Raw genomic sequence first — 13976 nt, 5'->3', positions numbered from 1 at the left:
CCCCGCTCGCGCCGCGTGACGGCGGGCAACGCTTCCTCCCGTCGGAGCGGTCCTACAGGTTTGCGAACAAGCGCTACAGCCCGTCGCACACCCGGGAGAACGGGTTGCGCCGGGGCATGTTGGCGATCTCCTGCAGCGTCCACAGTTCGGCGGGTGTCATGTGGACGAGTTGCCCCAGCGCAGGCAGCCGGTCCGTGGGGATCGTGCGGCCGCCGGTGCGGGCCTCGCTGACGTGCTGCCGAGGGACTTTCAGATGACGCGCGAGCGCGGCCTGGCTGCCGCACAGGCCCACGGCGCGGTCGACGGCGCCCTGCCAGGTCGATGTCGAAGCCGGCATCGACACGCCGACATCGCGGGCGCCCGCGAAGGCGCCCGGAAAGAGGGATCCAAGAGTTTCCATGACGAGAGATCCTGCTGCCGCGAGGGCGGACAGCCGAGGGCGCCGCATTCGCCCGGAGGCTTGGCGGCGTGACCGCATCGGACGAGCGCTTTGACCGCGCCTTGGGCGATGCGAAACGGCGGAGCGCGCGACGTCCGCGCCCGGGGGGCGTGGCCGTGTCCGCGCGCCATCATGGCCGTTCAGCGGCGGGGCGGTCGCTCCAGGGGCGTGTTGCCGATGCTCCGCCAGGTCGGCGGTTCGGCACGCGGCCAATGGCCATTGGCGCTTGCGGGCGCGGGCACGCGCGGCACGACGACATTCGCCATGGGCAGGACATAGCCGCCCAGCGCCGCCGCGTCGCTCAAGGACGGCCCGTCATGGTCGTCCAGCACGACGGTGGGATCGTCGGCGAGGTGATGGTGGCGCTCGAACAGCCCATGGGCATGGACATGCGCGGGCTTCCCGCCACGCTGGAGTTCGATCTGCTGCTGCCGCGCCCTCGCGGTGTCGAGGACCTGCGAGGCCTCCTTGCCCGCCAGCGCCTGCAGGCCCCGATGAACCAGGTCGCGCCATGTCTGCGCGAACGATGGCGAGTCGTGATCGTGATCGACGACCGGGGCGGCGCGATGGTGATGCGCCGGGCCGAGCGTGGTCAGCCTCGCGCCCGCGGCGCCATACAGCGGGACCGCGGCGCACAGCAGCAACAGCAGCACGGCCCGCGTCTGGCGGAGCCAGCCGGCGAGCGTGCGGGCGAAGGATCCGGTCGCTGGGCGCATCGCGACGCAGCGTCGCCGAGCTTCATGTCAGGCGCATGACCGGAGGTCCGGGGCACCCGGGGCGTCCCGGATTCCCGGGTCGCCCCCCCGGGACCGGAGGCCGGGCCCGCATTGTTGGCGCCCGTTGGCATGTCATGGCGGCCAGGGCCCCTTTTTCGACAGGCGCCGATTCCGAAGAATCAAGCCCGTCATCACTTCATTTCAACGAGGCCACCATGCCCTTCGCCAACATCAAACTCCCCGAAGGCGTCGCCGACGCCGCCCGCAAGGAGGAAATCATCCACCGCGTCACGGCGATGTTCGTCGAGTACTTCGGCGAGCGCGCACGCCCCTACACGATGGTCCTGGTCGACGAGGTCGCCGACGGCGGCTGGGGCCGCGCGGACGAGACGCTGACGCTCGAGAAGATGGGGATCAAACCGAAGCAGCCGTAGGCTCGCCCTGCCCTCCTGTTCCCGCCAACCGCGGGCGCTACGCGATGCCGTGCGTCCAGCCGGGCATGTCGACGTAGTAGCGCACCGCCTTGCCCACGCCGTGCGCGCGCAGTTGACCGGCCGCGGTCATGTCCGACAGGTCACGGGTCGCCGTCGCCTTCGACACGCCGGTCATCTTCATGTACTTCTCGGCGTTGAGCCCGCCGAGGAACCCGCCGTCGCCGTCGTCCAGCAGGCGCTGCAGCACCTTGCGCTGGCGCTCCGCAAGATCGCCGGCGGCGTGCGTGTCCCAGAAGCGGCGCTTCTGGACGGCGGTGTCCATGACGTGGTTGGCGGCATCGCAGGCGCCGGTGTACTGGCGCACGAACCACTGGACCCACGTGGTCAGGTCCGCGCCGCCCCGTTGCGTCAGACTGAGTGCGTCGTAGTACTCGGCACGCGCGGCCAGCATCTGCTTGGACATGCTGTGCAAGCGCATGGGCGGCCTGAGATGCTGGGCAATCGCCATGTCGATGATGGCCCGGCCGACACGGCCGTTGCCGTCCTCGAACGGGTGGATGCTCTCGAACCAGAAATGCGCGATCGCCGCGCGCGCAAGACCGTCCAGCCTCGGGCCGTCCAGCGCCTGCGGTACGCCCTTGCGCGGCGTGGTGGCGGCGAACCAGGCAATGAAACGCGCCATCTCCGCCGGCACGTCGCGCGACGCGGGAGCCTGGTAGTGCACGACCTCCCGACCCGGACGTCCGCTGACGATCTGCATCGGGTCCGCGTGGTCGCGATAGCGACCCACGGCGATGCGCTGAAGTCCGGAGAGTCCGTTCGGGAACAGCGCCGCCTGCCAACGGCAGAGACGGTCCTCGTCCAACGGCTGATCGATGTGGCTCGTCGCATCCGCGATCATCGCGACGAGTCCGTCGACGTGACGGTCGACCGGTCCCTCCTCGCTCAGGCCCATCCGCCGGAGCACCGACGAGCGCACGGCATCGGCCGACAGCCGTTCCCCTTCGATCGCCGCCGTCGCGATGACCTCGTCAGCGAAAACGTCCAGCACGACGGGACTCGTGACGCCGAGCCCGATGGCCATCGCCTTGCCCTCGACATTGCCGTGCATGACGTAGGCCTCGAACAGATCGGGCGCCACCGCCTGGGCGTCGTAGTGGAAGGCCGGCCAGTCGGCGCGCTGCCAGATCCAGGTGGGCGGAGCGGTCTTGCGGGTCATGAGCCGCATTCTGGCATTTTCGGCTCATATTTTGAGCCGTATTTCGTCAAATGCGGCTCACGCTCCGGTTTCAGCCCAAGTACGCGGCGGCACCTTCCCCGGCGACCAGGCCGCTGGCCATCGAGGCCGTCAGCAGATAACCGCCCGTCGGCGCCTCCCAGTCCAGCATCTCACCGGCGACGAACACGCCGGGGCGGGTCTTCAGCATCAGCCGCTCGTCGAGCGACTCGATCGTCACGCCGCCCGCGGTGCTGATGGCTTCCGCGACGGGGCGCGCGGCGCGCAGGCGCAGCGGCAGCGCCTTCAGCGTGCGGGCCAGCGTCGCCGTGTCGGCGTACTCGTCCTTCGTGAGCACCTCGTGCAGCAGGCCGGCCTTCAGGCCCTCGATGTTCAGGCGGCTCTTCAGGTGCGAGGACACGGAGCGCGAGCCGCGCGGATGCGCGACCTGCTCCAGCACCCACGCTGCATCACGACCGGGCAGCAGGTCCAGGTGCACGAGCGCCTCGCCGTCGCGCTCGAGCTTCTCGCGCAGCAGCGCGGAAGCGGCGTAGACCAATGAGCCTTCGATGCCGGTCGCGGTCACGACGAACTCGCCCTGGCGGGAGAAGCTCCGTCCATCAATGCCTTCGGCGGTCAACGCCACAGGCTTGAGCGGCTGGCCCGCGAATTTTTCGGCGAAGAACGGCGACCAGCCCGGCGCCACGCCATCGCGCAACACACCGAGATCGAAACCGCAGTTGGCGGCGCGCAGCGGCGACACGGTCGCGCCGACCTCGGCGAGCAGCGGCACCCACGCCCCGTCCGAGCCCAGTTGCGGCCACGAGGCGCCGCCCAGCGCGAGCACGACGGCATCCGCGGTCACGGCCGTTTCGCCTTCAGGCGTGCTGAACCGCAGCGCGCCGTCCGCGTCCCAGCCGAGCCAGCGATGCCGCATGTGGAAGCGCACGCCCTGCGCGCGCAGGCGCGACAGCCACGCGCGCAGCATCGGCGCGGCCTTGAGGTCCTTGGGAAAGACACGCCCGGAGGTGCCGACGAAGGTCTCGACGCCCAGCCCTTGCGCCCAGGCGCGCAGTGCGCCGCCATCGAAGCGGTCGAGCCAAGGGGTGACCTGGGCTTGGCGCTCGAAGAAGCGCGAGTCGAAGTCGGGACGGGGCTCCGAGTGCGTCAGGTTCAGACCGCCCTTGCCCGCCAGCAGGAACTTGCGGCCGACCGAGGCCATGGCGTCGTGGAGGTCGACGGAGAGACCGGCTTGAGCCAGGCGCTCGGCGGCCATGAGGCCGGCGGGGCCGCCGCCGATGACGACGGCGCGGCGGGGGGATTCGGAGGTAGGCATGGGATGGAGGGTACTGCGCAAGGCCGCGCAGTGTGCCAGACGGTCGCGATCTCTCGGATCCGGAGGACCGGGCATCCCGGCGCGCAGGCCGTTTCGTGGCCGGACCACCCGGAAGAGGTAGGGCGAACCGCCGCGTTTACCGTTGATTGCAGCTCTTGCGCCTACCCGTTGGAACCGCTTTCAGCTCGCGGAAAAAATGAATCGATTCGCGTCGCACCGCTGTCGGTCGCGCCGGTTCCCTCATCACGCAAAGAGAGCAGCGCATGCAGCAGCCCCACCGTCCGAGCTTCGGCAAGCTCCCGGCCGCGTCGACCACGATCGCCCTGGCCTTCAGCGTGCTGCTGAGCGCCTGCGGCGGCGGGGACGCGGCAGGCCCGTCGAAGGATCCCACCGATACGCAGGGGGCCGCGCCCGCACCGGCTCCCGCGCCGGGACCCGCGCCTGCCCCCAGCCCGGCGCCGGAACCCGCGCCATCGCCAGCCCCCTCTCCGGCGCCCTCGCCCGCACCAGCGCCATCTCCGGCGCCTTCACCGGCCCCTTCACCGGCCCCTTCCCCTGCGCCGAGCCCGGCGCCCGCTTCGGGCCCTGCGCCTGCACCGTCGCCGGCACCGCCTCCGACGCTCACCCTCCCGATCGAAGTACTGGGCGCCGGGGCCCCCGACGCGCCGACGGTCGTCGGCGCGGAGCTGTCGCTCGATGCCGCCTCCCTCGCCACCGCCACGCAGCTGGTCGTGCGCTGCCATCGCTGCGGCTTCTACAACTCACCGGAGTTCGAAGCGCTCAGCAAGCCCCTGACGGCCATCGCCGGCAGCCTGCGCGTGGTCGGCGCCGCCACCGCCAACAACACCAGCGCGGCGGCGTGGATCCCGATCAGCGACACCGGCGTCCAGCTCGACGACATCGAACGCGCGCACGGCGGCGTGAACGGCGGGCTGCTGACCATCCGCTTCCGCGTGCCGCTGGACAGCACCGCGCGGGCGCGTCTGGTCGCGAGTCCCGCGACCAACCGCATCGAGTTCCGCTTCAACGGCACCGACGGCAACTCCAACGGCTTCCGCATCCTCGACCTGCAGCTGCAGGACGCGAGCGGACGCAACCTCGCGACCAACCCGCGCCGCTGGGCCGACATCGCCGTCGAGAAGCAGGCCGGCCGCACCTGGACCGCCGATGCGGACGCCGGCAAGGCGCTGTGGAACGCCTCCGGCCTGCTGCTCAAGTCCTCGGTGGTCAACACCAAGATGCGCGCCGCCTGCGCGTCCTGCCATGCCGCGACGGGCCGTGACCTGCAGTACTTCAACTACTCCGACAACTCGATCGTCCAGCGCGCCCGCTTCCATGGCCTGAGCGAGACGCAGGGCCGGCAGATCTCCGCCTACCTGCGCGCGGCGCTGACCCAGGTCCCGCACGTGCCGCAGGCCACGCCGTGGAATCCGCCGTACCAGCCCGGCCCCGGACTGGACAGCCGGCCCGCCGTCGAATGGGCGGCCGGCGCCGGCATCGACGCGGTGCTGCCGGACGCGAAGTCCTTCGTCAACGTCTTCGCCGGCAAGGCGGCCAACAGCACGGCCGCGGTGACGCAGGCCGAGCTCGACGCCGCGATGGACCCGAGCCCGGGCAAGGTGTTGAACACGCGCGAGATGCCCATCCCGCTGCAACTGCCCGACTGGAACGCCTGGCTGCCGATCACGCATCCGCTGGACATCTGGACGCCGGACGCGGGCCAGGGTCAGGGCTTGTTCGAGACCCAGGGCGACACCGGCTCCAACCCGGTCAAGGTGGTCAAGCGCATCGCCGACTGGCTGGCGGCCAACAAGAATCCGAACGGCGTGTATGGCGACTGGAGCCACCTGACGGCTGATCAGCGCGAGCGCGCGATGTACTGGCTCGGCGATCCAGGCGCAAAGACGCTGGACTTCGTGGGCGGTGGTCGAGGCAGCCGTGTGTCTCCTAATCCCTCGCAGCCTTACGGCGCGGAGATCGGCGGCCGCAAGCTGCAGGCCCTGCTGTCGCCGTCGACGCAGTCGTCGGCGATCGCGCTCTATCCGAACGCGAAGGCCGGCTACAGCAAGGAAGCCTTCATCGAGCGCGCCATGTTCGGCATGCTCCACTGGATGGGCGTCAAGCAATGGGAGCTGGCGCACGAGTACGGGCTGGAGAGCTCGACCTCCTCCTTCCGCGGCAGGAAGGACGCGAGCGGCAAGTGGGTCGGCGAAGGCGAGAAGCGCGGCTGGCCGTTCAGCTGGCCCAGCGTGTTCTACATGGCCCCGCACATGCTCTACGCCGACGAGCAGACGCCGCAGGGCAAGCGCGAGTTCTACTTCTCGTGGGAGCCGCGGCTGACCTCCTACTACCGCACCAACCAGTGGTACCAGCTGCAGATGACGGTGAACCCGGGCTGGACCGGCGCGTCGGAAGGGCCGATGGACTGGCCGTACCACATGGGCTTCACGACCGCGGTGGTGGACGACCTGATGACGGCGAAGGCACCGTCGCAAGTCTCCGCTTCTCACCTGGCGCGCTACTTCCAGGTGCGGACCAAGCTCGCGCAACTGGCCAACACCAACCTCTCCTTCAACAAGCCGGATCCCGCCGCGCCGACGGACCTGTTCCGCAACGAGGGGCACCGCAGCCGGGCCTCGCTGGCGATCCACAAGCTGGGCGTGGGCGAGGTGGTCGACCGCGGTCCTGAGAGTTGGGAGAAGTCGCGATTCCGGCTGCTGGACGACGTGACGCCGGGGCTGCACGTGATGTTCATCAACAGCTCGATCTCGCTCTACAACGCGATGTACGCGACCACGACCTACGAGCAGTGGCGGCGCTGCGACCCGAACGCGCTGTTCGGCAGCGAGCCGGAGATCAAGTCCGGCTTCCGCTTCTGCCTCGACGCGAAGCGCACGCCGCTCCCGCTGAACAGCAAGGGCCAGCCGCACCTCGTGGGCGGATGGGTCGACTGGACGAGCGAGCAGTACATCACCTGGAGCGTGATCTCCGCGCGCAACCATGGCGCCGAGGCGCAGCGCCTGAAGACCTTCTCCGACTGGAGCGGGCGGATGTGGCGCGAGTGAGGCGCGAGTGAGGCGAGCGGGACGGATGCGGCGGGACTGACGACGCCTACGCCGCCGCCGGCACGGCCGGCAACTCGAGCGTGAAGCGCGAGCCCTGCCCGCTTTCGCTGTCGACGAGGATGCGGCCGCCCATGCGCTCCATGAGCTGCTTGCAGATCACCAGGCCGATGCCGTGCCCGGGCTGCTCCACGCGCCCGAGCCGGTTGAACGGCTGGAACAGCTGGGAACGCTGCTCGGGGCTCAGGCCGATGCCGTTGTCGGCCACCTCGATGCGGAAGCCGCGCGGCTCCGCGCAGGCCCGCACCTTCACCCAGCCGCCGCGCCGGTTGTACTTGATGGCGTTGGAGATGAGGTTGTGCAGCACCTGCTCCAGCCGGATGGGATCGGCCTGGACAAGCGGGAGCGTGCTGTCCTCCTCGGGCGTCATGCCGACCTGCAGGTCGACGCCGGCCTCCGCCGCCGCCGGCTGCGCGAGCTCCACCACGCGGCGCAGCAGCGGCCCCGCCTGCAGCGGCAGCGACTGCACGGTCAGCGTGTTCGCCTCGACGCGCGAGAGCGTCATCATGTCCTCGATCAGCACCAGCAGGTGCTTGGCCGCCTCGTCGATGTGACGGAGCCGCGAGTGCTGCACATCGTCCAGCGGACGCTTCGGATCGTGGGCCAGCAGCTGGCTGAAGCCCAGCACCGCGTTCAGCGGCGTGCGCAGTTCGTGACTGGCCTGTGACAGGAACTCGCTCTTGGTCTTGCTCGTGACCTCGGCCAGCTCGCGCGCCCGGTCCACGTCCTGCAGGCGCATGCGCTCGCCGAGCTCGCGCTGCAGCAGCTCGCCGCGCAGCCGCACCTGGCGCTGCAAGGCGCGGTTCCAGAGCAGCGTCACGCCGAGCCCGGCGACGACCAGCGCCAGCGCGATGCCCACGCCCCACAACGCGCGGCGCTGCCAGCGCATCGCCGCCGTGTCCTGCGTGATCCAGCGGTCGGCGATGGCCTGGCGCTCGCTCTCGCCGATGCGCGTGAGCGCCTTGTCCAGGATGCGGCCCAGCATCGGCCAGTCGCGCCGGTAGCCGATGCCCAGGCCGTAGGCGTAGCCGAGGTCGTCCACCACCCGCAGGTTGCCGATGCCGTCGCGCCGCATCAGGTAGGTCGCGCCGGCCAGGTCCATCACCGCCGCGCCGACCTCGCCGCCGGCCAGCCGGCGCAGCACGGTGCGGTCGTCGACCTCCACCTGCAGCGGGTTCGTGGCATAGCGGTCGCGCAGGAACTCCGCCACCGCGTAGCCGCGCGCCACCGCCACCGCCTCGCCCGGCCGCAGCGGGTCGTCGCCCGCGCCGGCGCGGCGCAGCAGCACCGCGGGCACCGTGATGTAGGGCCGGGTGAAGCCGAAGCGCTGCGCGCGCTCGGGCGTCTCGCGCATCGACATCTGCACGTCGAGCGCACCGACGGCCAGCGCGTCCAGGTTGTCAGCGAAGGGTCGGGGCGGCTGGAACTCGAAGCGCAGTCCGGTGAGTTCCATCAAGCGCCGCGCATAGTCCACCGACAGGCCGGTGAGCCGGCCTTCCTCGTCGATGTAGGTGAACGGGCCGTAGCTGGCCGAGCCGCCGACGCGCAGCACGGGATGCTGCGCCACCCAGGCGCGCTCCTCGGCCGTCAGCCAGTCGCGCGGATCGGCGTGCCCCTGCCCCGCCAATGCCAGCCACGCCAGCACGGCGGCCGCCAGGATCGGCAGCAGACGCGGCAGCACGCGCAGAAGTCGGGGGAGTGCGAACAGGACCACGTGACGATTGTGAGCCCGCCTATCCCCGGCAAGAGCAAGGGCTCTCCCGCATCCAGGGGAGGTCCCTGTCAGAAGTGTCAGGTGTCTCCGACACCTGCCGTGCGCCGTCCGCCCGGCGTCAGCCGCGCAGCGACGCCTTCAACTTCTGGCCGATCTCCGGCTTGTCCTCGAACGGATCGGTCGGGTTGCGCAGCTGCATCACGTCCTCCAGCCGCGTCTGCACGCCCTTGAGCGCCTGCGGGTGGCTGAAGATGTAGAAGCGCTCCTCGTCCATCGCCTCGAACACCATGCGGGCGACGTCCGCCGCCGTCAGCTTGCCGGAGCTGACCGCCTTGTCGGTCATCGCCTGCGAGATGAGCTGGCTCTTCGTCGGCTTGTCCGCGCCCAGTTCGCCCGGCCGGTTGCGATGGCTCTGCGTGATGCCGGTCGGCACGAAGAACGGGCACAGCACCGACGCGCGCACCTGGTCCGTCACCAGCGCGAGGTCCTGGTACAGCGTCTCGCTGAGCGACACCACCGCGTGCTTGGACACGTTGTAGACGCCCATGTTGGGCGGGTTCAGCATGCCGGCCATCGAGGCGGTGTTGACGATGTGGCCCTGCCACGCGGGGTCCTTGCCGGCGGCCTCCAGCATCATCGGCGTGAACAGCCGGACGCCGTGCACCACGCCCATCAGGTTGACGCCCAGGACCCAGTCCCAGTCGGAGAGCGCGTTCTCCCAGATCAGTCCGCCGGAGCCGACCCCGGCGTTGTTGAACACGAAGTTGGGCGCGCCGAAACGCTCCTTCACCGCGGCGGCCAGCGCTTCCATCTGGTCGGCCTTGGACACGTCCACGCGGCGCGCCAGCACCGGGTGCGCCGCGAATTCCGACGCGGCCTTGTCGAGCGCGTCCTGCTGCACGTCGCACAGCACGAGGTTCATGCCGCGCGAGGTGGCGATGCGCGCCACCTCGAGTCCGAAGCCCGAGCCCGCGCCGGTGATCACCGCGGTCTTGCCTTGATAGTCCTTCATGCGCTTGTCTCCTTGATGCGGTGCTTATGCCTGCTTCAGCGTGTAGCGGATGCGCGGGAAGTGCACGTGCACGCGGCCGGCGCGGTCGTCCTCGCGCGCCAGCGTCACCGTGCGGCAGCTCAGGCCCACGAGCGTGCCGGCGACGGCGTCGCGGGCGTAGTCGTACGGCGTGACCGTGACGGCGTCGCCGGCGGCGAAGCCGAGGCCGTCCTCGACGAGCGCCGGACGCGGCGTCGACGCCTTCGCCAGCGCGATCGCCGCGGCACCGTCGAGCTTGCCGGCACGCTCGCCATGACCGATCGCGGCGACCCGGCCCATCCAGGCCCGCAGCGCCTCATGCGGCTGGAAGATCTCGGCCAGCGGCCCGGTCCGGGTCACGAACCACAGCGGGTGATAGACGCTGAGGTCGGCGATGCTGGTCTCCCCGCCGAGCAGCCACGGCCGGCCATCGGCCAGCATGGCCGAGAGCCACTCGAGGTACTGCGTCAGCGCCGCGCCGGCGTCGACGCCGCGCACCTGCGGCATGCCCTCGCTCATCGCCTTGCGGTCGGCGACGAAGATCTTCAGCATGTCCGGCGGCGCTCCGGCGAACAGCGCGGTCGCGCCCGCCGGTTGCATCGCGTAGGGCAGCGCGGTCCAGAACAGGTCCGTGTCGGCCCATTGCGCCAGCGTGCGCGCGTGACCGGCGACGGCCGCGGGGAACAGGCTGGGCGTCGGCCGGCGTGCTTCCAGCACCTCGGCGATCAGCGCGGTGTCGCAGTAAATGTCGGCGCCGAGTTGCAGGAAGGGCGTGCGGCGGTAGCCGCCGGTCAGCGCGACGACGTCGGGCTTGGGCAGCACCATCGGCACCGTCACCGAGTGCCAGGCCAGGCCCTTGAGGCCCAGCATCAGCCGCGCCTTCTCCGCGAACGGCGAGCTGCTGTAGTGATGCAGGACGAGGTCGTCGGCGGAAGGCAGGCCGGAGGAATGGGGGGACTCGCTCATGGCGTCGCCTCCTTGCGCATGTCGATGTGGGGGATGCCGTCCTCGTCGTAGACCTCCGAGATCGGCGTGAAGCCGAAGCTGCCGTAGAACTCGCGCAGGTGGGCCTGCGCGCCGAGTTCGATCGGCTGGCCCGGCCAGAGCTTCTGGCATTCGCGCAGCGCCTGGCTCATCAGCGCGCGGCCGAGTCCGCCGCCGCGGGCCGTCGACGCCGTGATCACGCGGCCGATGCGGGCCGCGCCGTCGCCGATCGAGGGCGGCAGCAGACGCGCGTAGGCGAAGAGTTCCTCGCGGCCATCGACGCCCTGCCCCATCCCCTGCAGATGCCACGCGTGCTCGTCGAGCCCGTCCGGATCGAGGTAGATGCAGCGCTGCTCGATGACGAAGACCTCGGCGCGCAGGCGCAGCGCGCGGTACAGGCCGCGCACGCCGAGCTCGTCGAAGGGCTGGCTGATCCAGCGCGGGCCGGCCATCAGACCAGCTTCACCAGCTGCTTGCCGAAGTTGCGGCCCTTGAGCAGCCCGAGGAAAGCCTCCGGCGCGTTCTCCAGGCCCTGCGCGACGCTCTCGCGGAACTTCAGCTTGCCGGTCGCGACCAGCGTGCCCAGTTCCTTCAGCGCCTCGGGCCAGACCTCCATGTGCTCGGAGACGATGAAGCCCTCGACCTTCATGCGGTTCGTGAGGATCAGCTGCGGGAAGCTCAGCGGGATCGGCTCGCCGTTGTAGCCGGCGATCATGCCGCACATGGCCACGCGGCTGAACGCGTTCGCGCGCAGCAGCACGGCGTCGAGGATCATGCCGCCGACGTTCTCGAAGTGGCCGTCGATGCCGTCCGGGCATTCGGCCTTCAGCGCGGCGGACAGCGACTTCAGGTCGGTGTGCTGCTTGTAGTCGATGCAGGCGTCGAAGCCGAGTTCCTCGACCACGTAGCGGCACTTGTCCGCGCCGCCGGCGATGCCCACCGCGCGCGCGCCGCGCACCTTGGCCAGTTGGCCGACCGCGCCGCCCACCGCGCCGCTGGCGGCGCTGACGACCACCGTCTGGCCCGGCTTCGGGTCGATGATCTTCACCAGGCCGTACCACGCCGTCACGCCGGGCATGCCCACCGCGCCGAGGTAGGCGGACAGCGGCACGTGCGTCGTGTCGACCTTCTGCAGCACGCCGCGCTGGTTCGCGTCGACGAGCTGGTACTCCTGCCAGCCGCCCATGCCGACGACCTTGTCGCCGACGGCGAAGTGCGGGTTCTTCGACGCGACCACCTCGCCCACGGTGCCGCCGATCATGACCGCGTTCAGCGGCTGCGGCGCGGCGTAGCTCTTGCTCTCGTTCATGCGGCCGCGCATGTAGGGATCGAGGCTCAGGTAATGGTTGCGGACCAGGACCTGGCCGTCCGCGAGTTCGGGAATCGCTTGTTCGACCAGCTTGAAGTTGTCAGTGCCGGGCTCACCGGTCGGGCGGGAGGCCAGATGGATCTGGCGGTTCACTTGGCTCATCGGAGACTCCTCGGTCGTTGTCTATCCATGCCAGCGCATGGCTCATGGGAGGGATTCGCGAGCGGCCACCCGCTCGCGATCCGTGACGGAATGCCGACGATTGAACCACGGCCTCCTCCCCCTTCACGTCCCTCGGGTGACAGAAAAGAACGAGCGTGCTTTTCCAGGAAGGCGCTGCAGATTCGTGTCAAGAACCGCGGCCGGCGGGTGTCGACTGACTTCATCACCACAGCCCTCCGCCACTTCACCATGTCGCAGATCTTCCGTCGTTCGAATCTCCCCACCTGGCTCGGCGGCAATGCCGGTCCGGCACAAGCGCCGCACGATCCGGAAGTGCGGAAGTGGATGAGCCAGGGGACGTCCGCGAAGGAAGCCCTTCCTGCCGCCCGCCAGATCGAGAAGGCGCTGGCCCGCAAGCCGGAGGTCCTGGACCTGTCGTCGACGCCGCCTCACCTCCTGAGGCAATTGCCGGTCAACCTGCTGCGGCGTTTGAGCGCGGCGACGCAGACGCTGGTGCTGCCGCCGGATTGCCCCGTGGACGTCGCGATGCGACTGATGCACGAGATCGACGTGCGTCGACTCGAGCCCAAGTCGGTGATGGCGGCGGTCGAGAACGCGCTGTCGCCGCGGCCCATGAGGCCGGTCCGGCGACGGCCGCAGACGCCGCCGCAGACGCCGCCGACGCCGCCGACGGCCACCATGCCGGCGAAGGGCAACGCCGACGAGCCGGTCTACGACGCGCCTCCCCAGCGGGCCGGCGGCGACTACGACATTCCTCCGCGCCGGGCGGGCGGCGACTACGACGTTCCTCCCCGTCGCGGCATCGAAGGCTACGAGCGTCCGGAGTCCCTTTTCGTCTCGTCGGACGCGGGATCCCCGCAACGCCGCGATGACAGCGGTCCTGTCGCGGACACGGACTACGTCGAGGGATCGGACTACGTGTTCATCGAGGTTCGCCGCGCCCCTGTCGACCCGGCCGATCCGATCTATGTCAACCGGACGGCGGTCAATCAGGCGAGGGCCATTCAGGCGACGAACTTGAAGGCCCTCCGTCGTCAGGGCGTGCTGCTCGACAAGGTGACACTGCCACCGCCGCAATCGCGGCTCGGCGTGACGGTGCAGGACATCCGTGAGGCTGAGATGGCCATGCGCGCACCCAGGGCCTGGCATCAGACGCATGCTCTCGACGAGGGCCGGTATCCGCGCTGCGCCTTGCCTTCACGGGATGCGGGCGCCATCGCCCGCGCACTGCTCGGTGTGCCGATGCACCATCTCCCGTCGCGGGAGCGCGCATCGATGGTCGAGGCGAGGAAGGTGCTCGCCTCGCAACAGCCCTACACGATGCTGCAGCTCGACCCCGATGCCGTCGGTCATCTGGGTGACGCGCTGGACGCTGTGACGCGCCTGGTCATGCACACGGAACACGCGCCGCCGGAACTCCCGGGACGCCAGCCCTCGTCCGCGCGCCTGCTGTCGGCCCCGCGCGCGACGGAGGGATGAGCGCAGGCGGCGGG

General features: G+C 70.2%; 12 protein-coding genes. 3 read left to right on the top strand and 9 right to left on the bottom strand.

All coding sequences use genetic code 11. The annotated features are described in order from the left end of the window. Window positions 1-73: 73 nt before the first annotated feature. On the bottom strand, window positions 74-400 hold the full coding sequence (locus tag AC07OZ_RS24550) for a YdaS family helix-turn-helix protein (protein WP_495469695.1): 327 nt from the start codon (window positions 398-400) through the stop codon (window positions 74-76). 179 nt (window positions 401-579) lie between these two features. Beyond that, complete coding sequence (locus tag AC07OZ_RS24545) at window positions 580-1155, bottom strand: hypothetical protein (RefSeq protein WP_495469694.1); 576 nt, start codon at window positions 1153-1155, stop codon at window positions 580-582. Between the two features lie 215 nt (window positions 1156-1370). On the opposite strand from AC07OZ_RS24545, the gene AC07OZ_RS24540 reads away from it, so the two are divergent. Then, entirely contained in the window at window positions 1371-1589 is a 219-nt protein-coding gene (locus AC07OZ_RS24540; protein WP_495469693.1) for a tautomerase family protein, read from the top strand. A 37-nt stretch (window positions 1590-1626) separates the two neighbouring features. Here AC07OZ_RS24540 and AC07OZ_RS24535 read toward each other — a convergent pair whose 3' ends face one another. Both AC07OZ_RS24535 and AC07OZ_RS24530 read right to left on the bottom strand, forming a co-directional pair. Further along, window positions 1627-2808, bottom strand: coding sequence for a Fic family protein (locus AC07OZ_RS24535; RefSeq protein ID WP_495469692.1), 1182 nt, complete (start codon window positions 2806-2808; stop codon window positions 1627-1629). A gap of 70 nt (window positions 2809-2878) precedes the next feature. After that, window positions 2879-4141: a BaiN/RdsA family NAD(P)/FAD-dependent oxidoreductase gene (locus AC07OZ_RS24530; RefSeq protein WP_495469691.1), complete on the bottom strand. Its 1263-nt coding sequence runs from the start codon at window positions 4139-4141 to the stop codon at window positions 2879-2881. A gap of 263 nt (window positions 4142-4404) precedes the next feature. Between AC07OZ_RS24530 and AC07OZ_RS24525 the strand changes: the two genes are divergently transcribed. Then, window positions 4405-7206 carry a hypothetical protein gene (locus AC07OZ_RS24525; RefSeq protein ID WP_495469690.1) on the top strand — a complete coding sequence of 934 codons (2802 nt, stop codon included), beginning with the start codon at window positions 4405-4407 and terminating at the stop codon, window positions 7204-7206. Window positions 7207-7252: 46 nt separating this feature from the next. On the opposite strand, the gene AC07OZ_RS24520 is transcribed toward AC07OZ_RS24525, so the two are convergent. The 5 genes from AC07OZ_RS24520 to AC07OZ_RS24500 all read right to left on the bottom strand — a co-directional run bounded on the left by AC07OZ_RS24520 (window position 7253) and on the right by AC07OZ_RS24500 (window position 12462). Continuing rightward, complete coding sequence (locus AC07OZ_RS24520) at window positions 7253-8977, bottom strand: sensor histidine kinase (RefSeq protein WP_495469689.1); 1725 nt, start codon at window positions 8975-8977, stop codon at window positions 7253-7255. 118 nt (window positions 8978-9095) lie between these two features. Continuing rightward, a complete protein-coding gene (locus tag AC07OZ_RS24515; RefSeq protein WP_495469688.1) occupies window positions 9096-9989 on the bottom strand; it encodes an SDR family oxidoreductase in 894 nt (297 codons plus the stop codon). A 24-nt stretch (window positions 9990-10013) separates the two neighbouring features. After that, window positions 10014-10973 carry a glutathione S-transferase family protein gene (locus AC07OZ_RS24510; protein WP_495469687.1) on the bottom strand — a complete coding sequence of 320 codons (960 nt, stop codon included), beginning with the start codon at window positions 10971-10973 and terminating at the stop codon, window positions 10014-10016. Beyond that, window positions 10970-11443, bottom strand: coding sequence for a GNAT family N-acetyltransferase (locus AC07OZ_RS24505; RefSeq protein WP_495469686.1), 474 nt, complete (start codon window positions 11441-11443; stop codon window positions 10970-10972). Before AC07OZ_RS24505 ends, AC07OZ_RS24510 begins: the two co-directional genes overlap by 4 nt. Next, window positions 11443-12462 carry an NADP-dependent oxidoreductase gene (locus AC07OZ_RS24500; protein WP_495469685.1) on the bottom strand — a complete coding sequence of 340 codons (1020 nt, stop codon included), beginning with the start codon at window positions 12460-12462 and terminating at the stop codon, window positions 11443-11445. The genes AC07OZ_RS24505 and AC07OZ_RS24500 overlap by 1 nt, the downstream gene beginning before the upstream one ends. 249 nt (window positions 12463-12711) lie before the next feature. Between AC07OZ_RS24500 and AC07OZ_RS24495 the strand changes: the two genes are divergently transcribed. Further along, window positions 12712-13962: a hypothetical protein gene (locus tag AC07OZ_RS24495; RefSeq protein WP_495469684.1), complete on the top strand. Its 1251-nt coding sequence runs from the start codon at window positions 12712-12714 to the stop codon at window positions 13960-13962. Window positions 13963-13976: the final 14 nt, after the last annotated feature.

The sequence above is a fragment of the Roseateles sp. GW821-FHT09G03 genome (assembly GCF_059416045.1).
Note: the sequence above shows the minus strand (reverse complement) of the source record. Positions and strands in the feature narration are given on the sequence as shown.